The sequence below is a fragment of the Nocardia sp. NBC_01327 genome, assembly GCF_035958815.1.
Taxonomy (GTDB): Bacteria; Actinomycetota; Actinomycetes; order Mycobacteriales; family Mycobacteriaceae; genus Nocardia.
Genome location: NZ_CP108383.1, coordinates 5358151 through 5382199, shown reverse-complemented (window position 1 = coordinate 5382199; position 24049 = coordinate 5358151). Strand labels below are relative to the sequence as shown.

Below are 24049 nucleotides of genomic sequence, written 5' to 3'. Positions count from 1 at the left end.
TGGAGCCGCCATGACCACCGAGCAGATCGCCGACCAGATCCAATTCGCCTACTGGGTACCCAATGTCAGCGGAGGGCTGGTCACCAGCGATATCGAGCAGCGCACCAGCTGGGATTTCGAATACAACAAGAAGCTGGCGCAGACGGCGGAGCGCAATGGCTTCGACTACGCGCTGTCACAGGTGCGGTACACCGCCTCGTACGGCGCCGAGTTCCAGCACGAGTCGACGGCGTTCAGCTTGGCCCTGCTCGGTGCGACCGAACGGCTGAAGGTGATCGCGGCGATCCATCCCGGGCTCTGGCACCCGGGAGTTCTCGCCAAATTCGGTGCGACAGCGGACATTCTGTCGAACGGGCGCTTTGCCATCAATGTGGTGTCCGGTTGGTTCTCGGGGGAATTCAAGGCGCTGGGCGAGCCGTGGCTCGAGCACGATGAGCGCTACCGGCGCAGCGCCGAATTCCTCGAGGTGATTCGCAAGCTCTGGACCGAGGACGATGTCAACTACGGCGGTGACTTCTACCGGATTCGTGACTTCACGCTGAAGCCCAAGCCGCTGAACACTCCCGAGCGGCCGAATCCTGAACTGTTCCAAGGCGGTAACTCGACGGCGGCGCGGCGCAATGGTGGCAAGTACGCCGATTGGTACTTCTCCAACGGCAAGGATTTCGACGGCGTCACCGAGCAGCTCGACGATCTGCGCACGGTCGCCCGCGAGAACAAGCGGGAGGTGAAGTTCGGGCTCAACGGGTTCATCATCGCCCGCGACACCGAGAAGGAAGCGCGGGATACGCTGCGCGAAATCATCGAGAAGGCGAACAAGCCCGCGGTGGAAGGCTTCCGGGACGCGGTGCAGCAGGCCGGCGCGTCGACCAGGGACCAGAAGGGTATGTGGGCGGACTCGACCTTCGAGGATCTCGTGCAGTACAACGACGGATTCCGCACCCAGCTCATCGGCACCCCCGAGCAGGTCGCCGAACGCATTGTCGCCTACCGCGAGCTCGGCGTGGATCTGATCCTGGGCGGCTTCCTGCACTTCCAGGAGGAGATCGAATACTTCGGCGCGAAGGTGCTGCCCCTGGTTCGGGAACTGGAGGCCGCCCGCACACCCGCCGCGGCAGTCCGATGACCGCCGTCGCGGCCGACCGCATCGATTCGGCCGGCCAGGCGTATTCGATTGCGACGCAACTGGCCGCCGAGTTCGGGGCGGGGGCTGCCCTGCGGGATCGCGAACGGCTGCTGCCTTACGCGGAGCTGGATCGGCTCGCGGCGAGCGGTCTGCTGGCCATTACCGTGCCCGCGGCCTTCGGCGGTGCGGAGGCGCCGCCGAGCGCGGTGGCCGAGGTGGTGCGCCTGCTCGCGACCGCCGATCCGAATATCGCGCAGATCCCGCACAGCCACTTCGTGTATCTGAATCTCTTGCGGCTGGCGGGTTCTCCGGATCAGCAGGCCCGCTATTTCGGTCAGGTGCTCGACGGTGGCCGGATCGCGAACGCACAATCGGAGCGGGGTGGTGCGACGGTCGCGGAGATCGCGACCACCCTGCGTCCGGTCGCCGGGCAATTCCGTATCGATGGTGCCAAGTTCTACTGCACGGGTTCACTTTTCGCCGATCTGCTCGCCGTGCTGACGCGTCTGGATGATCCCGAGGGGAAAAGCGGGCTGCCCGCCGGCGAGTACATCGCGTACCTGCCGGTGAGTACGCCCGGTGTGCGAGTCGTCGACGACTGGAACGGTCTCGGACAGCGCACCACGGGCAGCGGGACCGTCACGTTCGACAATGTCATTGTCGGTGCGGATCAATTGATCGAGCGCTCGGCGGCGGTGCGCGCGCCCACCGGTTACGGGGCGTACGCGCAACTGCTGCACGCGGCCATCGATGCGGGGATCGCGCGTGGAGCACTCACGGCGGCAACCGAATTCGTGCGCACCTCGAGCCGCGCGTGGTTCGAGTCCGGTGTTGCCCGTGCCATCGACGATCCACTGCTGATCCAGCGGTTCGGCGAACTCGCTGTCACAGTGACGGCAGCCGAGGCAACGCTGACTGCGGCAGGACTCGCCGTCGACGCCGCCGTGGTGGTGGGGCCGGACGGTTCCCCGAACCGCGATGCCGCCCTGGCGGCTCACGCCTCCCTGACCGTCGCATCAGCGAAGATCCTCGCCGATCGTGCGGCCAACGAGGTCTCCGCTGCTCTCTTCGAAGTAGGCGGAACCCGCAGCGCCGCCGCAGATCTCAACCTCCACCACTTCTGGCGCAACGCCCGAACCCACACCTTGCACGACCCCATCCGCTGGAAGTACCAGCACATAGGCAGATCGCTCCTGCACGACACCGCACCACCACTGCACGGCGTGATCTGACCGGAACAACCTCGGCGGATCCGGTGTCGGCGGCACCTCCCACTCGTGGGATCTGGAGAGTCGATTCCCGTGCACTCGTGGATCGAACGGGCGTGGGGCGAACGGGCGTGGGGCGAGGAGCTTTCTGGCGCGGTGCTGTCGTGGTGGCCATGATGGCGAGGTGACTTCGTATCGTTTGGCCGAGCCGCCGCTGTTCACCCGACTGCGTGATGCCACCAGTGTGCTGATCGCCGGGGCGGGTGGCGGATTCGACGTGTACGGAGGCATCCCGCTCGCCGTGGCACTGGAGGGGCTCGGCAAGAAGGTGCATTTGGCGAACCTGTCGTTCAGCGATCTGCGCCGGACTCCGCTCGAAGACTGGCTGCTGCCCGGGGTCGCCGCCGTCAATCCGGAGACCGCAGGCAACGACGACTACTTCCCCGAACGCAGCCTGGCGCGGTGGCTGGCGAGCACCGGCCGCGAGGCGGTCGTCTACGCGTTCTCCAAATCCGGTGTCCGGCCACTGCGTTCGGCGTATTCCGCCCTGGTGGAGCACCTCGGTGTTGACGCCCTCGTATTGGTGGACGGTGGCACCGACATCCTGCTGCGCGGTGACGAGTCCGGCCTGGGCACCCCGCAGGAGGACATGACCAGCCTCGCCGCCGTAGCAGGACTGCACGGCCTGAACCGCCTGGTGGTGTCGGTCGGATTCGGTATCGACGCCTACCACGGCGTCTGCCACGCTCACGTCCTCGAAAACCTCGCCGCCCTACAACGCGAGAACGCCTTCCTCGGCGCCCTGTCCATACCCCCGTCCGGCCCCGAAGCCGCAGCCTACACAGCCGCCGTCACCCACGCCCTGACCGAAACCCCTTTACGCCCAACCATTGTCCACTCCCAGATCGCCGACGCCCTACGCGGCGAATTCGGAAACATCCACGCCACCACCCGCACCACAGGCACAGACCTATTCGTAAACCCCTTCATGGCAATGTATCTGACCGTAGATCTCCCCGCCCTAGCCCGCACAGTCGAATACCTCCCCCTCCTCGACCCCACCGAGCACCCCTACCAGGTGGCCCAACTAATCGAGGCCCACCTGACATCCCGCCCCAAACCCCGTCCCTCCGCCCCGATTCCCCACTGACAAGAGCCAAAGAAAAAGACGCCTGGACAAGAAGAGCAAGACATAAGAACAAGAACGAAAGATAAAACCCGAATATTCTGAATACCCTTATATCACAACACAATTCGCCTTTCCGGGTCCGCTTCCCCGGAGTAGAATAAAGGCATGGAATCAAGGGAAGAAACCGCAATCACGACCGGTGCAGCCGCACTGGTCGCGGCGGTCGATTCCCTCACCACCCTGTCGTTGATTCCGTTGCCCGACACCGACATCGTCGCGTTGATGCAGCAGATCGAAACCAGCACCCGCCGGTTGGCGTCGGTGCAACGGGACCTGATCGTGCAAGCCTGCGCCCGGTCCCTGCCCACCCGGAACGGGTCCGGCAGCCCGGCGTTGTATTTGCAAGCGGTGCTGCATATCTCGCACGGGGACGCGATCAACCGGTGGCGCACCGCCGAAGACCTCGCCGTCTGGCATCGGGTCGGTGACGAACCCGACCCGGCCCCCGTCCTGCCCTGCTCGGCACAAGCCCTCGATGACGGGGCGATCTCCCTCGACCACGTGCGGGTGATCCGGCAGGTCATGAACCGGTTGCCCAGCAAAGTCCCCGCCGAGGCCCGCGCCTATGCCGAAGAAGAACTGGCCCGGCAGGCGCGTGCGTTGGATCCGACGCATCTGCCTCGGATCGGGGAGCGGATCCTGGGTTACCTCGACCCGGACGGCAAACTCACCGATGAGGACGACCGGCAACGGTTGCGGTCGGCGAGTGCGAGTCCGCAACGGTATGACCTGATGTCCACCCTCACCGTCGAACTCACCCCTGATGCGCGCGGGGCGTTCGATGCGGTCATGGCGAAGCTGGCGCGTCCAGGGATGTGCAACCCCGCGGACAAGGAAAGCCCGTGGGCCGAGGACGAGGACAACCCGATCCCCCGGGACGTGCTCGAAGCCTGTGCCGCCCGCGACGAGCGCTCGAAGGTGCAACGCCAGCACGATGCGTTGCTGGCGGTGTTGCACCCGGATTTCAACCCCGCCAAGCTCGGCTCGCACCGCGGGCTGCCCGTCTCGACGATCCTCACCATGAGCATCGAAGATGTGGAACGCGTGGCCGGAGTGGCGACCACTGCGACCGGTGGCACGGTGCCTGTTCCTGAGGCGTTGAAGTTGGTGGCCCGCCGCTCGAAGACGTTCGTGTTGGTGAAGAACAAGGACGGCATGCCTCTGCACCTGGGCGAAGCCCGGTTGGCGAACCCGGCGCAGCGGTTGGCGTTGATCGCCACCGAGCGCGGCTGCACGCGTCCGGGGTGCTCGGCTCCGGCGAGTATGGCGGCGGTGCACCATGTGACCGAGTTCTGCAAGGGCGGGCGCACCGACATCGAGAACCTCACTCTCGCCTGCGATCACTGCCACGCCTTGGTCAAGGGCGGCCCGCGTGGCTGGAAAACCATCAAACTCGGTGCGGATTCGGACTTCCCCGGGCGTACCGCGTGGATCGCGCCTGCGCATGTGGACCCGTCCGGTACTCCGCAGGTCAATCATCTGCACCATCCCGGTGAGTTGATGGCCGAGGCTCCGCCGTCGCTGCGCCCTCGCCGGGTGTGTCGCGCCTGGGGGTTGCCCCCGGTGCGGTACCGGGTGCTGCGCCGGGCTGCCACACCGCCACCGCGACAATAGGTTTCCCGCCCCTCGTGTCACCGACAGGTTGATCCTGTCGGTGCTAGAGGTCGTTGCCGGACAAGGTTTTTCGGGGTTTTGGTTTTCGATCCCTTGTTTCCGGGCGTCTTTCGTCTTTGAATCTTTGGTCTTTTCGTCTTGTGTCTGTGAAACCGGACCACAGCCGGTCGACCCCGCCAGTACCGCAGGTATCTCCCCGTGGCCCGGGAGGTAAATCGGGTACCCCACCCGACGTCACCAGCACGGCCATCTCGGGCCCTGCCCGCACCCAGAAACCCCACCACTGCCTCTCGGCGCACGCAACCCAGGTGCACCGACGGTTTCTATGCCGAATCGGTCGGTGCACCTGGGTTTGTTGCGTCCCGGGCAGGGTTGGTCAGCAGGGGGTGCGGGCAAAGCCCGAGATGGCCGTGCTGGGCACGTCGGGAGAGGTACCCGATTTACCTTCCGCAGCTGGGAGATATACCTGCGGTACCAGCTCGGTCGACCGGCTGTGGTCCCGTTCTCGAGACGAAAGACGGAAGACGGAAGACGAAGAACAAGAAGAAGGTTCGTTGTTCTTGGGAATGGTCAGGCTGTGCCGAGGGGGTTTAGTAGGGCGAAGCGCCAGTGGCCGTTGGCTTGTTGGCGGGCGATGTTTGCGGTGGTGCCTGTGGGGGAGATTCGGGTGCCGGCCGGGGTGTTGATCTGCATGGTCCAGTCGGTTATCAGGAGGGCGGTGTCTGCGGTGATGAGGGTGTGGCGTGGGGTGTTGGAGAGGTGTGCGCCTGCGGCGACTGTGCCGGTGATTTCCTGGTGGAGGGCTTCCTCGCCGGTGATGACTGTGCCGGTGGTGGTTCGCATGGCGGCATCGGGAGTGAAGAGGGCCAGGACGCCATCGACGTCGCCCGCGTTGAGGCGCTCTTCGAATAGGGCCGGGAGCTGGGCGGGGTCGGTGATTCGGGTGTCCATGAGAGGGTCCTTCCGTGGTGATCGGGTGGCTCGCGGGCTCGCTCCGCCGCCCATTCATGCTCTTCGCCCGGCGGTCGTTCGGCGAGGTCGAAACTGGACCCGTCATGGTCAGAACCGGACAGGGTCGAGAAAGAGTGACCGAACCTCACAGTGTTCGCCTGCTCCATCGATCCCCCGAGGACTCGCCGGTACGCGTGTGCCGAAATGGCGATCTGCCTAGCGTGTCTTCGACACTGTGTCCACCGGGACCGCCCGTAGACTCACCCCGTGGCCGTTCCCGTCAGCTGGATTCTGTCGCAGCCCGATCTATCGATCGCGCTGTGCGGCGGCGCGGCCGGAATCGGGCGGACCATCTCACTTGTGGTGACGAGCGAATTGGAGAATCCGTTTCGCTGGTTGTCGGGCGGCGAACTCGTTCTCACCACGGGTATGCACCTGCCCACATCGGCGGCGGGCCGCTCCACCTACCTGCGCCGCCTGAACCAACGTGGTGTTGCCGCAGTCGGATTCGGCATCGGGCTCACGCATCCGGCAGTGCCCGCCGATCTGATCGCGGCCGCCGACGAGATCGGCATTCCACTCCTGGAAGTCCCACTTCCCACCCCGTTCGCGGCGATCGTCAAACGCACTACCGAGCGGGCCGCCCAACTCCAGCACGACGATCTGCTGCGCGCCTCCCGCGCCCAGCCGCGCATGACGCGCGCTCTGGTGCGGTCCGGCGCACGCGCCATCGTCCGCGAGCTCGCCACCTCCCTGCGCGCGGCCGTTCTGGTGCTGGACACGAATGCCCGGGTCACCGACGTGCACCCCGTAGCCCCGAACGAAGAACTGCTGCATACGGTGCGCACCGCCCTGGCTGCCGACCGCTCGGCGGGCGCGAGCGGCGTGACCACCGACTCGTCCGGCCATACGATCACCCATCAGCGCATCGGCGTCGGCGGCCGTGTACACGGCGATCTGGTGGTCGTGAGCACCGCACCGCTGAGCGCGGTCGACCAGATCCTGCTGGGACACGCCAATTCGCTGCTGACCCTCGATTTCGAGAAGCCCGCACGACTATGGGAGGCCCAGCACCGGCTCAACAGCACGGTGCTGGGCCTGCTGCTGAACACCGATGCCGACCTCAACCCGGCCTGGACACATCTGGCGCAGGCCGCCGACGCCGCCGGCCGAATTCGGGTGCTCGCCGCCGATTGCGATACAGCGGAGGCCGCCGACGGCGTGCGCTCGATTGCTGAGAGCATGGCGGTGCGCTCCGGCCATCCCCTGTTCCTGCATATCGTCGACCGCCGAATCCTGGTCGTGCTGCCCGGTGTCGCGCCCGTGGCGTTCGCGGGTCAGCTGGCCGCCGATCTCGCCCCCGGCGTGCGCCGATCGGTGCGCTTCGGACTGAGCGGCGAACACTCGCTGCGGGAACTGGTCACCGCCGCCGACGCCGCCGGACTTGCCGCCTCCGCCGCCGAACGTGGCAGCGCCCCTTCGGAATTCGGCACCCTGACCGGGAGTTCACTGCTGTCCTTCGACACCACCCGCCGCGTGCTCGACACCCTCGCGCACACCGTTCTCACCCCGCTGACCGAACACGACAGCGCGCACGGCACCGACCTGCTGATCTCGCTGCGCGCCTACCTGGAGGCCAATGGTCAATGGGAGGCGGCCGCAGCGGCGACCGGTGTGCACCGCCACACCCTGCGCAAACGCATCACCATCGCGCAGGGCCTGCTCGGGTGCGACCTCGACAGTGCCCGGGTGCGCGCCGAACTGCTGCTGGCAATCCTGGCCCGCGGCAATTGATTCCGACCGACCACCGTTGTCAGGAGTAAGCGCATGACCTACGCCGACCTCGTGTTCCTCGGCGGCAGTGTCCTCACCATGGACTCCGCCCGCAGCCGCGCGACAGCGCTGGCGGTCACCGGCGACCGCATCTCGGCCGTCGGCCACACCGAGGTGCGCGAATTCATCTGCGCCCGTACCGAAGTCGTGGATCTGGACGGCCGCGCATTGCTGCCCGGATTCCAGGACGCCCACGTGCACGCGGCCGCCGCCGGTATGGAATTGGCGGCCTGCGATCTGAGCGGAACCACCGATCTGGGTGAGTACCTGCGCCGGATCGCCGCCTACGCCGCCGCACATCCGGAGCGGACGTGGATCACCGGCACCGGCTGGTCGATGGAAAGCTTCCCCGGCGGCCTGCCGACCCGCGCGCAACTCGATGCCGTCGTGGCCGACCGGCCCGTGTACCTCACCAACCGGGACTATCACGGCGCCTGGGCCAACACCCGGGCGCTGGAAGCGGCAGGTCTCACCGCCGAGACACCCGATCCGGTCGACGGCCGCATCGAACGCGAAAACACCGGCGCCCCTTCCGGAATGCTGCAGGAGGGAGCGATGGACCTGGTCGAGCGGATACTGCCGCCCATCACACCCCAGGACCGGATGACCGGACTGCTCCGCGCGCAATCGCTCCTGCATTCGCTGGGTATCACCGGCTGGCAGGAGGCCATCGTCAGCGCCGACAACGGCACCTTCGACTCCACGGCCACCTATTTCGCGGCCGTCGAACGCGGCTTGCTCACCGCTCGCGTCACCGGCGCGCAGTGGTGGGAGCGCGATGAGGGCGCCGAGCAGATCGCCGGAATGCTCTTGCGCCGCAAGCAGTTCAGCTCCGACCGTTTCCGGCTGGATACGGTCAAGATCATGCAGGACGGTATCGCGGAGAATTTCACCGCCGCCATGACCGAGCCCTACAAGGATCACCGCGGCTGCTGCACCGCCAATTCCGGGCTCAGCTTCGTGGACCCGCAGGCACTGCGCGGGTATGTGACCGAGCTGGACGCCCACGACTTCCAGGTGCACTTCCACGCTCTCGGCGATCGCGCGGTCCGGGAATCCCTGGACGCGATCGAAGCCGCGCTGCACGCCAACGGCCCGCGCGGAAACCGGCATCACCTCGCGCACCTGCAGGTGGTGCATCCCGACGACATCCCCCGATTCCACCGCCTCGGCGCGGTCGCGAACCTGCAGCCGCTGTGGGCCGGGCACGAACCGCAATTGGACGACCTCACCCTGCCTTTCCTGGGCGGAGATCTGCCCGAGCGCCAGTACCTCTTCGGCGATTTGGCGCGCGCCGGAGCCACATTGGCCTGCGGCAGCGACTGGCCAGTCAGCGAACCCAATCCGCTGGCCGGAATCCACACTGCGGTCAATCGCGTCATCCCCGGCTCCGGCCTGCCGCCACTGCTGCCGGATCAGCGTCTGGATCTCATGACGACGCTCGCGGCGTACACGGCCGGCTCGGCGTATGTGAACCGGCGCGACGATACCGGCAGTCTGCGGGTCGGCACACTCGCGGATCTCGTTGTGCTGGAGCATGATCCATTCGCCATTGATCCCACCGAGATCGCCGGTATCGGTGTCGAGCAGACGTTCGTCGGCGGCGTGCGGGTATTCGGGTAGCGAGCCGGTTCACGGCAGTTCGAGGGGTGGCGCTGCGGCACGCGTGCAGCGGTGTTATGGTTTACGACATCGCCACCCGTCGTGTGCGGCATTCTCCCTTCTTCGGTAAGAGTCAAAGTATGTGTAACCGTCGGTTACATATAAATCCTCTTGTGCTGACGCCTACCGATCCCGGTGCGCGACCAGCTCCGCCAGTGCCGTCAGGTCTCCCGCGGCGACCTCCGGCGGCAGCGCTTGCAAAGCCGCTTCCAGCGCCGCCGCAGCGCGTCCTAGGGTGTGCTGCCGCCCGCCCGCCTTCTCGACCAGATCCGCGGCGCGCGCCGCGCGCTGCGCGGTCATGGGCTGGCGAGCCTGATAGATCCGAGCCAGCTCCCGACCGTGCACGGTATCCGAGGCCAGCGCGCTGACCACCGGGAAGGACTGCTTACGCTGCATGAGATCGCTGTGCGCGGGTTTGCCCGTCACCGCCGGATCTCCCCAGATATCGATGGCGTCATCGACGAGCTGGAACACCAGGCCGAGTTCATTGCCGAAGGTGTGCATCCCGGACACCACCCGATGATCCGCGCCGGCGCACAGCGCACCGAGCGCGGAGGCGCACCCGAGCAGTGCGCCGGTCTTGCCCGCCGCCATGTTCAGGTACTCCTGGACGCTGACCGTGGACCGGCTCGCGAAAGCGCAGTCCTCGTACTGCCCCCGGCACAGCGTGACGGTGGCCCGTGCCAGCCGGATGACCGCCTCGGAGGTCACCGGTTCGGGCACACCATCGGACAGCACTCCCAGTGCCAGCGCCTGCAGTGCATCTCCCAGCAGGGTGGCATTGGTCTCGCCCCAGACCCGCCAGACCGTCGGGCGGCCGTGCCGGAACGGGTCCTGGTCCATGACATCGTCGTGCACGAGCGAGAAATTGTGCAGCAGTTCGACTGCCGCCGCCGCGTGCACCGCCTGCTCGGTGCCGCCGCCGCAGGCTGCGGCGGCGGCGAAGGTGAGGGCGGGGCGCAAGGCCTTGCCCTGTACCCCGGTCACCGGGGTGCCGTCGGTGTCACACCAGCCGAAGTGGTAGCCCGCCATATGATTCAGCGGCTCCGACAGTGACTCGACGGCGGATCGCAGCACCGGTTCGATGGCGGTGCGGGCGGCGGCGAGCTGTCTGCGCGCCGAACGCTCCACCGCGCTGTCGCCCGGGTGTTGCCCGCGGTCGGCCGGCCGGGGGCGAATCTCGGTGTGGCCGGTCAGGTTCGGCACCGCCGGGCGGGACAGTGCCCATCGGCGGAGGCTTTCCAGGTGCTGTCCGGTCGTTGTTCTGGTCGGTTTCGATGCGCGCATAATCGGCCCCGCTCACTCGGACACGGCCTCCTCAGCCACCCGGTGGCAGATGGGCGGCCATGCGTAGAAGAATGCCAATCCTCCCATCATTGAGTGAAAACGCGGGACCGCCTGTCGATTTCAGTTCGGCATCAGCCGCTGCGCCGCAGCTCAGGTGAGTGGCAGCCCGTGTTCGAGCGCTTCGATCGGCGCGCTCGTATAACGGGCCGCCTGGTAGTGGTAATCGAAATTCGCCCGAACGTACACCGTGTAATTCTTTGCGGTGGCCAAGGTGTCGGCGCGGTCACGATCGTTGATCCCGGCATCGTGCAGTTCGGTCGAAAGACGTTCCAGCGCGGCCTCGCAGCGCTCGATGCACTCGGTGAGCATGGAGTTGACCAGAGTCAGCGCCTCGGCGCGATCGTGCCCGAAGTGGTATTCGGCGAGCAGCACCGAGTTGTAGAGGTACCCCGACGCCTCGTCCGAGGCGACCGAGAGCACATCGTTGAACAGCCCCATATGCTCGACCGCGGCTTCCCGCAGGCTACGCATGGCCGGCAGATAGCGGGCAGCCGGCGTGAGATCGACACCCTCGGCGCGCTCACTGATATCCAGAAAGATGAAGAGCGCCACACCATCTCGGCGATGCGCACGATAGGTCTCCAGGTCCGGCAGGTTGCCGGAGAGCCGCCCCACGCTCTCGGTGTAGTACGTCCACAGCCAGTCGCGGATCTCCGCGCGCACACTTTCCCGCCACTCCGGCGAGCGCCCCTCCGACAGGCGCCGCCACAGGTCGGCAAAGGATACGGCGAGGACGCCGGAAGGTTGCCTGTCACTGTCGAATACCGCGTTGAGCGCTGTGATGGCATCCAAACAGCGTTGCGGATCAGGTATTTCAATATCGAACTGATCGTCCACCACGAAAGCCCATGCGGTGTACTGACTCAGCAGTGTCAGCTCGTGTACCTCGGCCGCCGGACACCACAGGGCGTACATTCTGGCCGGTCTGGTGCGCTCCATACGGCGCCGTGTCAATTCGGTGGGTACGAGCTCGAACTTCTCGAGCCAGTCCCACATACCCGCCTCAGCCTCCAGCTCCCGAGGGTTGAGCCCCTCCGCAGCGTACGGCATGAAAAATTCGGTTGGTTCCATCGAAACTGCCTATCTCCCAACCAGTTTACTCGCTCTTACGACAATACCGACCTTTCAGACAGATCCTGCGACCTAACCGCTATTCCCGCCAGTCAGAGGCATGAAAATCACATCCGGCCAGGTCTCGGTGATCGGTACCGCGGGAAGAAGCTGCCGCCCAGTCGGATTGGGACTACCCGGAAATCGTGATCAAACGCTGCGCGGGATCGAAGAGGGTGCGCTCGGCGGCGCGGGCGCCGGCCAGGGCGGCGAGAGTCGTTGCGGCCAGCAGCATATACATGACGACGATCTGATAGCGGATCGCTGTGAGCGGGTCCACTCCGGCGAGGATCAGACCGGTCATGGCGCCGGGCAGGCTGATCAGCCCGACAACCTTGGTGGAGTCGATGGCCGGAATCAGCGCGGTGCGCAGGGCCGAGCGGCGATGCGGGAGGAAGGATTCGCGCGCCGAGAGGCCAAGAGCCAGACGGGCTTCGATCGCATCGCGGGCCGTGCGGGCGTCTTCGGCCAAGCGGCGCAGCGCGATTCCGGTGGACTGCATGGCGGAGGAGACGATCATGCCGCCCACCGGCACCACCACCCGCGCCTGCGTGGAGATGACGCCCAGCAGAATCAGCGCACCGAGAGTCACAGTCGACCCGAAGGCCACTCCGAGGGTGGCGGAGCGGCGGGCGTGCGGCAGGCCCGCACCGCGCCGGCCCGCGACATAGCCCGCGATGACAACCATCAGGACGACCCAGACGAGCGCGCCCGGCAGTCCGGTGTGGCGGAACAGGATCACCAGGATCGCGCCGACGGCGATCAGCTGGACGCCGGCGCGGGCGGCCGCGATCAACAGCTCACGGGTCAGATGCAGATGCTGCCGGTAGGCGACCGCCGCGGCCAGGGCGACCAGCAGCAGGGAGGCCGCGACCCCCGGCCAGTCGGGCACGGAGAGTCCGCTGGTCGTGCTCACTGCTGCTCCCCCGCCCCGAGGTCGCGCGGATGCGCGCCCCGCGACAGCTGTCCCTGCACCAGGGACCACACCTCATCGGCGATCTCGCCGACGAATGCGGTGTCGTGGCTGACGAGTACCACGCTGCCGCCCTCGGCGGTGTGCGCCCGAATGAGGTCGCCCACCGCCCCCGCCGCGACTCCGTCCAGCGCCGAGGTCGGTTCGTCCAGCAGCAGCACCTCGGGCCGCACCGCCAGCGCCCGGGCCAGGCAGACCCGCTGCGCCTCTCCCCCGGACAGCTCCGCGCACCGCCGGTCGAGGAAGTCCGGCGGCAGTCCGGCACGAATCAGGAGCTCGCCGATGCTCGTCTCGGTCAGCTGCCTGCCGACCTGGACCTCCGCGCGCACCGTCTCGGTGAGCAGGGTCGGCCGCTGCGGCACCAGCCCGACCCGCTGTCGCAGTGCCAGTACGTCCAGTGCGGCGATCGGTTCGCTATCGAGGAGTATTCGCCCACCGCTGGGTTCGCCGAACCGGTTGAGCAGGCGCAGGAGCGTGGTCTTGCCCGCGCCGCTCGGGCCGACCACCGCCGTGCAGCGACCGGCGGGGAATACCGCGTCGATCGCCGTGAACTGCGGCGTTGGTCCGTGACCTGCGCTGACCTGTTCCAGGGTTATGGTGGGCACGGCACCAGAATGCCCGACCAGTCCGAATGAGATCTATTGCACCCCAGATCTTTCGGAAAACAACAAGATCAGCTATCGGTCCGCGCGTACGCTTGCGCACCGACCCACCGTTGTATCAGCTCTACCCGGAGGCAACCATGCTGTCCCTGCAGGAGATTTCGGACCGCCTGGAGATCCAAGATTTGATGGTCCGCTATTCGCACGCGGTGGACACCCACCAGTGGGACATGCTGGATGAGATCTTCACCGTCGGCGCACATATCGATTACACGGCAATGGGTGGCCCGGCCGGTGATCTGACATCCACCAAGCAGTTCCTGGCCACCGTCATGCCCAATTTTTCCGCGTTCCAGCACCTGGTCGCGAACTCCTCGATCCGGGTCGAAGGCGACGCCGCCACCGCCCGCACCATGTGCCACAATCCCATGCTCGTGGAAGGTGCGGACGGTCATCGCCGTCTGATGCTGTGCGGACTCTGGTACCACGACAGCTTCGTGCGGGTCGATGGCGAGTGGCGGATCAGCCAGCGGATCGAGGAGAAGTCCTACATGTTCGTGGCACCACCGGCCGAGGCCGTCATCAGCTGATCGAACAGGTCGCGGTAGCCGCGCAGCGCCTGCCGCAGCTGTTCGGTGTCGGCGGAATCGTCGCCGGACCAACCCTTTTCGAGGGCCTGGCGGCGCTGCGTGTAGGTGTCGGTGAACCCCTGGATGGTGCCGGAGATGAGGCCGTCGGCCCGAGTCACCGCATCACGCGGGTCGTCGACGAACATGGTCTGTACTTCCCGCCACTGTTCGCGCAGCTGCCGCAGATCGCTCTGCCCGCCCGCGGCCTGCCCGGTGCCGTCGTCGAGGCCGCGCTGCTCGCTCAGCTGCCCGGTGCTGTCGGCGACACCGAGCTGATCACTCGGCTGCCGGGTGTTGTCGCTGAAGTCGCTCTGTTCGCTCAGGCGCTGGGTGGAGTCGTCGACTCCGCGTTGCCGGCCGAACTCCTGGCCGCTGTCGTCGAGCCGGCGTTCCTCGCCGAGCTGCCCGGTGCCGTCGTCGGCGGCGATGCGATCGCTGTAGGTCGTCCTGTAGCTCTCGTCCGCATTGGGCTCGTCGGTGACACTGTCCGGGTCGATGAGGGTGTTCGCGTCGGTGGCCGCGTGGCGATCGTGTACCGCCGCTTCGCCTTCGTAGCCCGAGTTCTCCACGGCCGCTTCGTTCTTCGTCTTGTCGGATTCGATGCTCATGTCATGCCTCACTTGTTCTGTGCGGTCTGATCGACCTTGTTGCGGGCGGGCTGATCGGCCCCGTTCTCGTCGAGCAGGTCGACGAAAAGCTCCCGGTAGTTCACGATCGCCGCGCGGATGTCCTCGGTGGAAGCCTCACCGCGCCCGGCTCGTTCGGCGATATCGTGCGCGCTCCGGTACTTCTCGAGCGGTCCGGCGTGCTGCACCGAGAGGTCCGCCAACTGCTGGTGGTAGTCCTCGGTGGGGTAGCCGCGATCGGTCATGACCGAGGTCAGCAGCCGGTCGGCGTTCTGCAGCGATTTCGCCGGATCGTCGATGAACTGCTCCTGCACGTGCGCCCACTGCATGTTGTAGCGCTGCTTCTCGTCCTCGCTCAGCGGCCGCAGTTCCAGCTGCTGATGCCGCCGTTCCCGTTCGGCCAGTTCACGTTCCGCGACGCGCCGGTTCTGCGACTCGTCCACGGTCCGGTCGTACTCGGGGCCGAACCTCTCACGCAGTCGCTTGCTCCGCATTCGCGGCCACAGGGCTACGCCGAGTAGCACCACCACCGCGACCACTATCAAGATGATGACCACTGTCATTACTGCACCCGACATTCGATCCTCCTGGTCGAGTCCGTCTTCGTGCTGACGTAATGCCTCGAGACGGCGAGCTCAAACAGACGGTCCGCCAGCCGAATCCGCCGAGCGGACCGGTGGATCGAGGCCAAGGCGAAGTCTGCGAAGGCATCGAATCGAATTAACGCATGGTCTGCGCCGAAGTGGGTACGCACGAAGGCGCCGCGCGCCATCATGGGGTATCGCATTTCCGGTCGCCCTGCGAGGAGTTTGCGCGATGGAACACCTGCCCGCCCTATCGACGCAGCGTGCGGAGTTGGAGAAGGTGTGGTCGCGCTGGGCGATCGATGGCGGCAGACCCTCGGCGCCGGCGCTCGCGCGGCGGGCGGACCCGGCGCCTGTGCTGCGTAATGAAGCGGCGGTGCTGCGCAGGGAAGTTGTCGAATCGTGGGAGCGTTCGCTCCGCACGGTGGACCCCGCAAGGGCGGTTGCACCGTCCACCGATCGGGACGAATTGGGTTCGCGCTGGGCCGAATCCCCGCTGCGCACACCGGTGACAGAGCTCGCGAGCGAGATCCGGGCCATTGCCGAGGACGCGGGCATGATCGCCGTGGTCACCGATGAGGCGGGCACGGTGCTGTTCAGCTGTGGCGACCGATCGGTACGGCGGCAGGCAGAAACGGTGAACCTGGCGCCGGGCGGTTGCTGGGACGAACCGTATATGGGAACCAGCGGTGTGGCGCTGTCACTGCACAGCGGACGGCCCAGTTCGGTATGGGCCGCAGAGCATCTCGTGGAGGCACTGCACGGCTGGGTCTGCTACTGCGCGCCCATTCGCGCCGCCGACGGCAGGCAGCTCGGTGTGCTGGATCTGTCGACCTACTGGGATCGATCGCATCCGATGATTCTGACAACGGTGCGCGCGCTGGTCACCGCCATCGAATCCCGTTTGCACACAGAGCGATCCCGTCCGGTCGCACGCACCCGGCTGGAATGCCTGGGTGTGCCGCGGCTGTACAAGCACGGGCATCAGACAGCCATGCGCCCGCGTCAGCTGGAGATCCTGGCGCTATTGGCGCTGGAGCCGGAAGGCTTCACCCCCGAACGCCTGCACGCCGCCGTCTACGGCGACCGGCCGGTGTCCTCCAGCACCCTCAAAGCCGATGTCTCCCGGCTGCGCCGCGCCACCGACGGTCAGATCGCCGACCGCCGCTACATGCTCACCGAACCGCTCGCCTGTGATGCCACCGAACTTCTGGCCGCGCTGGAGGCGGGCGATCTCACCACCGCCGTCCGCGTGTATCGCGGTCCGCTGCTACCGGATTCCGATCTTCCCGGCATCGTGCAGTGGCGCGAACATCTCGACGTCTGCCTGCGCACCGCTGTACTGGCCGACCGGAATCCCGAGCACGCGCTGCGCTTCGGTCAGCGCTGCCCGGACGATATCGAGATCCACGAGCACGCCCTGTGCCTGCTCGCCCCCGGCGACAGCCGCCGCGCGCTGGCGGCGGCCCGGCTGCACACCGCTCTACGCGCGTAATTGGTCGAACGGGGTTCGGAGACGGGCTCTTTCGGCGATACGAACCATCCCCCGGCCGGCGGTGGGAGGTTGCGCACGGGTTGCACCGAACAGCCTACTTTTCACCAACCCAGCGCCAACCACTCACCAACCTCGCCGGTTCATAGTGACCCCGGTCACGCAGATATGCGATCAGGAGCCGCGACCATGATCTCCCCCGAACCCGGCGCCGACGACAGCGTTGTCAGCTTCGCTCCCACAAGAACGAGTGCTGTCACCCGTGTGGCCATCACCGATGCCGCAGCCGATGTGCTGCAGGGTCTCGTCTCCCGGCACGGTGCGGTCATGTTCCACCAATCCGGCGGCTGCTGTGACGGCAGCTCGCCGAGGTGTTACCCGCTGGGCGAATTCCGGGTGGGGGCAGCCGATGTCATGCTCGGCCGCGTCTTCCCGGACACCGCGTTCTGGATGAGCGCCGACCAGTTCGAATACTGGCGGCACACCCACCTCACCGTCGATGTGACACCCGGTCGTGGCAGCGGTTTCTCCCTCGAAGCTCCCGAGGGAGTCCGATTCATCATCCGGTCGCGTTTGTTCACCGATGCCGAGGCAGCGGTGCTGAAGCGGCTCCCGCCCCACGCCGAGGCGCCGATTCGGCCGGATGAGAGGTGACGCGGCCGGTTTCTCCGGGCCGGCCGCGTCGCCGTACCTGTGTGCATCCCCGGCGGGGGCGGGCCAAAGGTGCGAGTATGAATCCGCCTGCGGGACTGGATATTTACGGCTCCGCCAGGTTGTGCTGCACCGGGTCGCCCGCGGCCCACTATTCGACGGAGGAAAAACCTTGGCGCTCGACGATCTCCAAGGACCTGATATCGAGGAAGCCGACGGAACGGGTGTTCTGCCGCTGTCCAAGGTCACGGCCGGAGCCACCGTCCGGCTTCCCGTATGGCCCGCCGCCAGGGTCGGGCAGGCGGTGTGGATCTCCTGCCAGTTCGCCGGCTCGGACGCCTCGTCGCTCCGAGTCAGGTCCGGCGCACCTCTCACCAAGGGTGAGCTGCAGAACGGCTATGCGCTCGGCTTCATCGGACCGGAGTACTTCGAAGGGTGCTCACCCGGTGCTCGCCTGCAGATCCGCCCGTCCGTCTCGGTCGACGGAAAAGGGATGGAGCGCACCGCACTCCCGTTCCCGGCCCTCGAGTGGCTGATCCAGTAGTTACCTCGCTCGACGCCGCCGGCGGAAGCGGCGGCGTCGAGCGCAGCTCGGCAGACCGGGATCAGCGGCCCGGCAGGAACCGGACGGCGCGGGCGACACCCATCAGGAACGGCTGCCACCTGTCCTGCGAAATCAGCGGCGGGGCATCGAGATTCAGGAATCGGGTGACCACGACCGTCTGAGGTTCGGTGAACTTCAGCAGGCCGTCGGGACCGTGCCTGCGGCCGACACCGGAAATCCCCATACCGCCCATCGGCGCACCGGTGGTGCCCCAGGCGGGGGCATAACCCTCGTCGATATTCACCGTGCCCGCGTGCAGGCGTTCGGCGATGCGCTCGCCCTCGGCCTTACTGCCCGCCCAGACACTGGCATTGAGGCCGTATTCGGTGTCATTGGCGCGGGTGATGGCCTCCTCGACATTCTCGACCGGGTAGATCGAGACGAGCGGGCCGAAGGTTTCGTTGCGGCCGCACTCCATGGCGTTGGTGACGTCGGTGAGCACGGTCGGCTCGAAGAACAGCTGGCCGAGATCGGGGCGAGCGTTGCCGCCCGCCAGCACCTTCGCACCCTTGGAGACGGCGTCGGCGACATGCTTGGTGACCGTCTCCAGCTGCGCCTCGGAGATGAGGCTGCCGATATCCTGCGAATAGTCGTACGCCGCACCGAGTTTCGCGTCCTTGACAGCGGCGACGAACTTCTCGGTGAATTCCGCGGCGATCGACTTCTCGACGTAGAGGCGTTCGATGGAGATGCAGAGCTGCCCTGCATTGGAGAAGCAGGCGCGTACCGCGGCCTTGGCCACCTTGTCGAGATTCGCTCCGGCAGTGACGATCATGGGGTTCTTGCCGCCCAGTTCGGCGGAGAAACCGATGAGGCGGCGGCCGCACTGCTCGGCCAGGGTGCGGCCGGTGGTCGAGGACCCGGTGAACATGAGGTAGTCGCACACATCGACGATCGCGGTGCCGACCACCGTGCCGGGACCGGTCACCACGGCGAACAGATCGCGCGGCAGTCCGGCCCGGGCGAACAGTTCGGCATTCGCCAGCGACGAGTACGGAGTCTGGCTGTCGGGCTTCACGACCACCGCATTGCCCGCCAGCAATGCCGGGATCGAATCGCCGATCGACAGCAGCATGGGGTAGTTCCACGGCGCGATGACACCGACCACGCCCTTGGGCACATGCCGTACGGCCGCCCGATTCAGCAGCGGGAAGGCGCCGGCCACACTGTGCGAGGCGAGCAATTGCGGTGCGACGCGGGCGAAATAGCGGGCCGCCATCATCAGGCCCATGATCTCCTCCTGGGCCGCCCAGCGCGCCTTGCCGGTCTCGGCCTGCACCACGTCCATCAGGTATTCGCGGTTCTCCACCACCAGATCCCGATAGCGATTGAAGACCTCGGCGCGCTCCTTGACCGGGCGTGCGGCCCATTCCGCCTGGGCGGCACGGGCTTTCGCCACCGCGGCGGTGACATCGGCGGCGGTACCGACCGGCACCGTCCCGAGGGTCTTACCGGTGAACACCTCGGTGATCGCCCGGTGATCGCGGTCCTCGGTCGTGTCCACCGCCGCGAACGTCTTCAGACGTTCGAACACTGCGGCTGCCGGCACGGGCATCGTTGCCTCCTACTTATGAGTAACCCACGGATACAGGCAATCTACCCTCGCCTGAATCCCCCGGCCTCCGACTCCATGATCCGGGCCGCTCGCGCCGGGTTTCCGACCGGAAATGTCGATCCCGCCGCACCCGTCGGATTGTCCGTTTTGCCTGATCAGGCAAACAATCTGTAACCAATGAAGGGTGAGCGACGAACAATCACCCAGTAGCAGCACTGCCGAATAGCAACGATCTAGTTTCTCCACCGAAGAGAAATCGGGCCTGCGTCACGAGGGGTGCGCAGGCCCGGTATCTCTTTCCCACTTCACCGTATACCGCGCGACCGGGCTTGCGGCAAGGCCCCGGGAATGGCCCATACTCGCAGCTCTATGGCGTTTCGGACGATGAGAACGAGGTGGGAGATGGCTGAGCGGCTGGCGATCGGCGTCGGGCCTTCGACGATCGATATGGCCTACGAGACCTTCGGTGATCCGGCGTGGCCGCCGGTGCTGTTGATCATGGGTGGCGGGGCGCAATTGATCAACTGGCCCGAACCGTTCTGTCATGAGCTCGTCGAACGCGGGTTGTATGTCATTCGATTCGACAATCGCGATGTCGGGCGGTCGACCTATATGACCGACGCGCCGAAGCCCGATATCGGGGCGGCGATGGGCGGGGATCTGTCGGCGGTGTCGTACAACCTGTCCGATATGGCCGCCGATGCGGTCGGACTGCTGGATGCGCTGGGAATCGGGAGCGCTCATCTGGTGGGCGCGTCCATGGGCGGGATGATCGCGCAGACCATCGCCATCGAATATCCAGGCCGGGTCCGGTCGTTGACCTCGATGATGTCCACGACGGGTGATCCCGAAGTGGGACAGACGGATCCGAAGGCCTTCGGTGAACCGGGCGGCCTGCCGTCGAATCGGGACGAATACATCGCGTGGCGGCTCAAATCCGCAGTGGCACTGCGCTCCCCCGGCTACGAGTTCGACGAGGCCGCGGCGATCGAGAACGCGGGGCTGTCCTACGACCGGGGGTTCGACTTCGACGCCATGATGCGGCACATGCTGGCGGTCCTCGGTTCGGGCGACCGCACCGCGCAATTGCGCGAGGTGCGGGTACCCACACTGGTCATGCACGGCACCGACGATCCGGCCTTCGATGTCAGCGGCGGCCGCGCCACCGCGGCGGCCGTCCCCGGTGCGAAGCTCGTGATCTTCGAGGGCATGGCGCACAGCCTGCCCCGGGAGCTGTGGCCCGCCTACGCCGGCAATATCGCCGACCTCGTGAGCCGCGTCGACGGCGAACCGGCTACGCGCTCGGGAATGCGCGGCTATCCTCTGACCAGGAAACGCGATGCGTAACACAGGTGGTGACCTCGGTTGGCCAGACCGTGGGCGAGAAAGATTCTCTCGCAACGGATTCAGAGACTGCGCCGGTCACACCCCGACCGAGTTCACATACCGGACGCCCGGTCCGCACGTCAAATCCCGTCCCGCTCAAGGGGACTCGCATACCCCCTCCGGCCATCTGATGGCTACCCTCGGGCAATGCTCAGCAGGCGGCTCGGGGTGCGGACGCGAATTCTGGCCATCGCACTCGTTCCGAGTCTCGCGCTGGTACTGATCGGCGTCGGTGCGGCAGGCACGTTGATCGACCATTCCAACAATGCCCGCACCTGGGCCGACGAGTTGCAATCGGGTGTTGTGCCCACCCGCGAACTCATCGAGGCCGTCCAGCTGGAACGGCAGCTCACCGAATGGCGCTCGGCCGGTGCGGAAATCGATGTGCGCGATCTCGCGGCGGCGCGCCTGCGGCTGGACAATGCGCTGCGCCAGATCGCGCCCGCGCAGTCCCGCCTCTCCAGCATCGGACCGCAGGCGATGGGCGACACCACGGCCGCCATGGGTGATCTGGGCGGCAAGCTCACCCAGATCCGTGCCGGAGCGGATGCGACCACGCTGTCCACCGCCGATGCCGACGCCTTCTACAGCTCCATGCCGCAGCTCGTGCTCGACGGTGTGCAGATCGCACAGAAGCACGCACCGGACGCGCCCACCGCCATCGAACTCGCCCAGGCGGGCGCCGTCCTGCAGGGCCTCGAAGCCATGAGCCGAGCGACCGCGCTGGGCGCGGCCATGATCGACGGCGGCCCGGGGCTCAACGCGGACCTGGCCGGTGAATACGTCCGCCTGCTCGGCTACTACCGCACCCGCATCGAAAGTCTGCTCACCGACACCGATCCCGAACAGGCGGCCGCCGCCAAGGCCCTCACGAGCGGTGCGGCCTGGCAGCAGCTCGGGGCGATGGAAGCCGTACTGGCACAGCGTGCGCTGCCCCGGACCGCCGGGGCCACCGCACCGCGCACGGTGCTGCCGCTGTCCATCGACGACTGGCAGTCCAAGGCCGCCGAGGTCGACCACGCGCTGGCCGAGCTGTGGCAGTCGGAGAACCTGCGCGCCCAGCACCTGGCCAGTACCGCCGCCGCGCGCACCACCCGCAATTCGCTGCTGGCGGGCGGCGCCATGCTGGTGGTAGCACTGGGCGCGATCCTGGTCGCACTGGCGCTGGCGAATCGAATCATCAGGCGGCTGCGGCGATTGCGCGATGAGACCTTCGCCCTCGCCGATGAGCATCTGCCCGAAACCATGCGCAGGCTCGCGGCGGGCGAACCGGTCGACAGTACGACCGAGGCGCCCCCGCTGAAATTCGGCAGCGATGAGATCGGCCAGGTGGCAGAGGCTTTCGGCCATGCCCACTCCGCCGCCGTCGCCGCCGCGATCACCGAATCGCGCACCCGCGAGGGCGTGAAGGCGGTCTTCCTCAATATCGCCCACCGCAGCCAGGTCGTGGTGCACCGCCAGCTGGAACTGCTCGACGAGGCCGAATCCACGCAGGAGAACCCGGCCGTACTGGAGATCTTCTTCCGCCTCGATCACCTCGCCACCCGCGAGCGCCGCAATGCCGAGAATCTGGTGATCCTCGCCGGTGGTCAGCCCGGCCGCCAGTGGCGCAATCCGGTGCCGCTCATGGAACTGGTGCGCAGCGCGGTCGGCGAGACGGTCGATTACAAGCGGGTCCGAACCGGGCGGCTGCCACAGACTTTCATCGTCGGCGGGGCCGTCGGCGATCTGATCCATCTGCTCGCCGAACTCATCGACAATGCGACCTCGTTCTCCCCGCCGCAGGCGCATGTCCAGGTCGCGGGGAGCTCGGTGGCCCGGGGTGTGGCCCTGGAGATCAGCGATCAGGGCATGGGCATTCCCGAAGCGGAACTCGATCGCATCAATGTGATGCTCTCCACGCCCGGCGATTTCGGCATCACCAGCTTCTCCTCGGATTCGCGCCTGGGTCTGTTCGTGGTCTCGCAGCTGGCTGGGCGGCACGGCATTTCGGTGCGTCTGTCCGAATCGGACTACGGCGGCATCCGTGCCATCGTGCTGGTGCCGGGCGCGCTGGTCGCCGGTGAGACGCCGTCGCCGGAGTACACCTCCGGACAGCTTCCGCTTCCCCGCCGCGCCGAATACAACCCGCCCACCGCCGATCTGCCCGCCCTGCGCAGCGCGCCCCGCGCTCCGGCCCCGCAGACCCGTCCCCCCATGACCGGTGGCGCGCCGCCGGTGCGCTCGCACGAGAGCGGCCACGACCGCGTGGACGACGGCATGCCCGGGGACGGCGCCCGCCCCTCGCTCCCGCGCCGCCGCCGGCAGGCCAGTCTCGCACCGGAACTGGCACAGGACCCCGTGCGGCCCGAAGCCGAGCCCGCGCGCCCCGAGCGCAGCCCCGAGCAGGCCCGAAACCTCATGTCCGCCATCGAGAACGGCACCCGCCAGGGCCGCCGCGCCGATCCGGGCAGTCTCCCCCAACCCACCACCTATCGACAGGAAGGCGACGGTGAACACCTCCCCCGCTGGTGACCTCGACTGGCTACTCGACGATCTCGTCGAGAAACTCGCCGGAGTACGTCACGCCGTGGTCCACTCCACCGACGGCCTGCTGCTGGGCCGCTCGACCCGCATGAGCCGCGAGGACGCCGAACACTTCGCGGCCATGTCCTCCACGCTCTACGGGCTCTCCCGCAGTGCCGGACACCGATTCGACGGCGGCGGCGTCCGACAGGCGGTGATCGAACTCGATCGCGCCGTCCTGTTCGTCACCGCCGCGGGCGCGAATGCCTGTCTGGCCCTGCAGACCGGCATCGACGCCAATCTGGGCATGGTGGCGTACGAGATGAACATGACCGTGCAGCGGGTGGGTTCGTACCTGTCCACCACCGCGCGGCGCCCCGGCGAATTCGGCTGAGCCCCCAG

General features: G+C 66.9%; 21 protein-coding genes. 13 read left to right on the top strand and 8 right to left on the bottom strand.

All coding sequences use genetic code 11. The features are described from left to right. Positions 1-10: 10 nt before the first annotated feature. The 4 genes from sfnG (at position 11) to OG326_RS24890 (ending at position 5137) form a co-directional block, all read left to right on the top strand. A complete protein-coding gene (gene sfnG / locus OG326_RS24905) occupies positions 11-1126 on the top strand; it encodes a dimethylsulfone monooxygenase SfnG (protein WP_327139535.1) in 1116 nt (371 codons plus the stop codon). Next, positions 1123-2358 (top strand): SfnB family sulfur acquisition oxidoreductase, encoded by a 1236-nt coding sequence (locus tag OG326_RS24900; protein WP_327139534.1) that lies wholly within the window; start codon positions 1123-1125, stop codon positions 2356-2358. The genes sfnG and OG326_RS24900 overlap by 4 nt, the downstream gene beginning before the upstream one ends. A 160-nt stretch (positions 2359-2518) precedes the next feature. Beyond that, the gene (locus tag OG326_RS24895) at positions 2519-3484 is read left to right on the top strand and encodes a DUF1152 domain-containing protein (protein ID WP_327139533.1); all 966 of its coding nucleotides are present in this window, start codon (positions 2519-2521) and stop codon (positions 3482-3484) included. A gap of 144 nt (positions 3485-3628) precedes the next feature. Then, positions 3629-5137, top strand: coding sequence for an HNH endonuclease signature motif containing protein (locus tag OG326_RS24890; RefSeq protein WP_327139532.1), 1509 nt, complete (start codon positions 3629-3631; stop codon positions 5135-5137). A 570-nt stretch (positions 5138-5707) separates the two neighbouring features. Here the strand turns inward: OG326_RS24890 and OG326_RS24885 are convergent. Continuing rightward, positions 5708-6088, bottom strand: coding sequence for a YybH family protein (locus OG326_RS24885; RefSeq protein ID WP_327139531.1), 381 nt, complete (start codon positions 6086-6088; stop codon positions 5708-5710). A gap of 267 nt (positions 6089-6355) precedes the next feature. Here OG326_RS24885 and OG326_RS24880 point away from each other — a divergent pair, with 267 nt between their 5' ends. Together OG326_RS24880 and OG326_RS24875 are read left to right on the top strand one after the other, a co-directional pair. Next, positions 6356-7882 carry a PucR family transcriptional regulator gene (locus tag OG326_RS24880; protein WP_327139530.1) on the top strand — a complete coding sequence of 509 codons (1527 nt, stop codon included), beginning with the start codon at positions 6356-6358 and terminating at the stop codon, positions 7880-7882. Between the two features lie 33 nt (positions 7883-7915). Further along, the gene (locus OG326_RS24875) at positions 7916-9544 is read left to right on the top strand and encodes an amidohydrolase (RefSeq protein WP_327139529.1); all 1629 of its coding nucleotides are present in this window, start codon (positions 7916-7918) and stop codon (positions 9542-9544) included. Between the two features lie 162 nt (positions 9545-9706). On the opposite strand, the gene OG326_RS24870 is transcribed toward OG326_RS24875, so the two are convergent. The 4 genes from OG326_RS24870 to OG326_RS24855 form a co-directional block, all read right to left on the bottom strand. Then, positions 9707-10870 carry a polyprenyl synthetase family protein gene (locus OG326_RS24870; protein WP_327139528.1) on the bottom strand — a complete coding sequence of 388 codons (1164 nt, stop codon included), beginning with the start codon at positions 10868-10870 and terminating at the stop codon, positions 9707-9709. A gap of 150 nt (positions 10871-11020) precedes the next feature. Continuing rightward, on the bottom strand, positions 11021-12001 hold the full coding sequence (locus OG326_RS24865) for a terpene synthase family protein (RefSeq protein ID WP_327139527.1): 981 nt from the start codon (positions 11999-12001) through the stop codon (positions 11021-11023). A 172-nt stretch (positions 12002-12173) separates the two neighbouring features. Next, complete coding sequence (locus OG326_RS24860; protein WP_327139526.1) at positions 12174-12956, bottom strand: ABC transporter permease; 783 nt, start codon at positions 12954-12956, stop codon at positions 12174-12176. After that, positions 12953-13618: an ABC transporter ATP-binding protein gene (locus OG326_RS24855; protein WP_327139525.1), complete on the bottom strand. Its 666-nt coding sequence runs from the start codon at positions 13616-13618 to the stop codon at positions 12953-12955. Before OG326_RS24855 ends, OG326_RS24860 begins: the two co-directional genes overlap by 4 nt. A 137-nt stretch (positions 13619-13755) precedes the next feature. On the opposite strand from OG326_RS24855, the gene OG326_RS24850 reads away from it, so the two are divergent. Then, positions 13756-14205, top strand: coding sequence for a nuclear transport factor 2 family protein (locus OG326_RS24850; RefSeq protein ID WP_327139524.1), 450 nt, complete (start codon positions 13756-13758; stop codon positions 14203-14205). On the opposite strand, the gene OG326_RS24845 is transcribed toward OG326_RS24850, so the two are convergent. Together OG326_RS24845 and OG326_RS24840 are read right to left on the bottom strand one after the other, a co-directional pair. Then, a complete protein-coding gene (locus OG326_RS24845; protein ID WP_327139523.1) occupies positions 14163-14852 on the bottom strand; it encodes a hypothetical protein in 690 nt (229 codons plus the stop codon). The genes OG326_RS24850 and OG326_RS24845 overlap by 43 nt on opposite strands. 8 nt (positions 14853-14860) lie before the next feature. Then, positions 14861-15448 carry a hypothetical protein gene (locus OG326_RS24840; protein WP_327139522.1) on the bottom strand — a complete coding sequence of 196 codons (588 nt, stop codon included), beginning with the start codon at positions 15446-15448 and terminating at the stop codon, positions 14861-14863. Positions 15449-15686: 238 nt separating this feature from the next. Here OG326_RS24840 and OG326_RS24835 point away from each other — a divergent pair, with 238 nt between their 5' ends. From OG326_RS24835 to OG326_RS24825, 3 genes are all read left to right on the top strand, one after another. Then, complete coding sequence (locus OG326_RS24835; RefSeq protein WP_327139521.1) at positions 15687-16949, top strand: transcriptional regulator; 1263 nt, start codon at positions 15687-15689, stop codon at positions 16947-16949. 186 nt (positions 16950-17135) lie between these two features. Further along, positions 17136-17600, top strand: coding sequence for a DUF779 domain-containing protein (locus OG326_RS24830; RefSeq protein WP_327139520.1), 465 nt, complete (start codon positions 17136-17138; stop codon positions 17598-17600). Positions 17601-17769: 169 nt separating this feature from the next. Then, complete coding sequence (locus OG326_RS24825; RefSeq protein WP_327139519.1) at positions 17770-18141, top strand: hypothetical protein; 372 nt, start codon at positions 17770-17772, stop codon at positions 18139-18141. A 61-nt stretch (positions 18142-18202) separates the two neighbouring features. On the opposite strand, the gene OG326_RS24820 is transcribed toward OG326_RS24825, so the two are convergent. Then, positions 18203-19756 carry a succinic semialdehyde dehydrogenase gene (locus OG326_RS24820; RefSeq protein ID WP_327139518.1) on the bottom strand — a complete coding sequence of 518 codons (1554 nt, stop codon included), beginning with the start codon at positions 19754-19756 and terminating at the stop codon, positions 18203-18205. Between the two features lie 402 nt (positions 19757-20158). Here OG326_RS24820 and OG326_RS24815 point away from each other — a divergent pair, with 402 nt between their 5' ends. The 3 genes from OG326_RS24815 (at position 20159) to OG326_RS24805 (ending at position 24041) form a co-directional block, all read left to right on the top strand. Then, the gene (locus OG326_RS24815) at positions 20159-21103 is read left to right on the top strand and encodes an alpha/beta fold hydrolase (RefSeq protein ID WP_327139517.1); all 945 of its coding nucleotides are present in this window, start codon (positions 20159-20161) and stop codon (positions 21101-21103) included. 186 nt (positions 21104-21289) lie between these two features. Further along, on the top strand, positions 21290-23656 hold the full coding sequence (locus OG326_RS24810; protein WP_327139516.1) for a nitrate- and nitrite sensing domain-containing protein: 2367 nt from the start codon (positions 21290-21292) through the stop codon (positions 23654-23656). Continuing rightward, complete coding sequence (locus OG326_RS24805) at positions 23634-24041, top strand: roadblock/LC7 domain-containing protein (RefSeq protein ID WP_327139515.1); 408 nt, start codon at positions 23634-23636, stop codon at positions 24039-24041. Before OG326_RS24810 ends, OG326_RS24805 begins: the two co-directional genes overlap by 23 nt. The last annotated feature ends 8 nt before the right edge of the window (positions 24042-24049 follow it).

Excerpts from the sequence above, each read along its gene's own strand:
- sfnG (WP_327139535.1), top strand. The coding sequence starts at position 11 with ATGACCACCGAGCAGATCGCCGACCAGATCCAATTCGCCTACTGGGTA.
- OG326_RS24900 (WP_327139534.1), top strand. The coding sequence starts at position 1,123 with ATGACCGCCGTCGCGGCCGACCGCATCGATTCGGCCGGCCAGGCGTAT.
- OG326_RS24890 (WP_327139532.1), top strand. The coding sequence starts at position 3,629 with ATGGAATCAAGGGAAGAAACCGCAATCACGACCGGTGCAGCCGCACTG.
- OG326_RS24885 (WP_327139531.1), bottom strand. The coding sequence starts at position 6,088 with ATGGACACCCGAATCACCGACCCCGCCCAGCTCCCGGCCCTATTCGAA.
- OG326_RS24875 (WP_327139529.1), top strand. The coding sequence starts at position 7,916 with ATGACCTACGCCGACCTCGTGTTCCTCGGCGGCAGTGTCCTCACCATG.
- OG326_RS24870 (WP_327139528.1), bottom strand. The coding sequence starts at position 10,870 with ATGCGCGCATCGAAACCGACCAGAACAACGACCGGACAGCACCTGGAA.
- OG326_RS24865 (WP_327139527.1), bottom strand. The coding sequence starts at position 12,001 with ATGGAACCAACCGAATTTTTCATGCCGTACGCTGCGGAGGGGCTCAAC.
- OG326_RS24850 (WP_327139524.1), top strand. The coding sequence starts at position 13,756 with ATGCTGTCCCTGCAGGAGATTTCGGACCGCCTGGAGATCCAAGATTTG.
- OG326_RS24845 (WP_327139523.1), bottom strand. The coding sequence starts at position 14,852 with ATGAGCATCGAATCCGACAAGACGAAGAACGAAGCGGCCGTGGAGAAC.
- OG326_RS24840 (WP_327139522.1), bottom strand. The coding sequence starts at position 15,448 with ATGTCGGGTGCAGTAATGACAGTGGTCATCATCTTGATAGTGGTCGCG.
- OG326_RS24835 (WP_327139521.1), top strand. The coding sequence starts at position 15,687 with ATGGAACACCTGCCCGCCCTATCGACGCAGCGTGCGGAGTTGGAGAAG.
- OG326_RS24830 (WP_327139520.1), top strand. The coding sequence starts at position 17,136 with ATGATCTCCCCCGAACCCGGCGCCGACGACAGCGTTGTCAGCTTCGCT.
- OG326_RS24820 (WP_327139518.1), bottom strand. The coding sequence starts at position 19,756 with ATGCCCGTGCCGGCAGCCGCAGTGTTCGAACGTCTGAAGACGTTCGCG.
- OG326_RS24815 (WP_327139517.1), top strand. The coding sequence starts at position 20,159 with ATGGCTGAGCGGCTGGCGATCGGCGTCGGGCCTTCGACGATCGATATG.
- OG326_RS24810 (WP_327139516.1), top strand. The coding sequence starts at position 21,290 with ATGCTCAGCAGGCGGCTCGGGGTGCGGACGCGAATTCTGGCCATCGCA.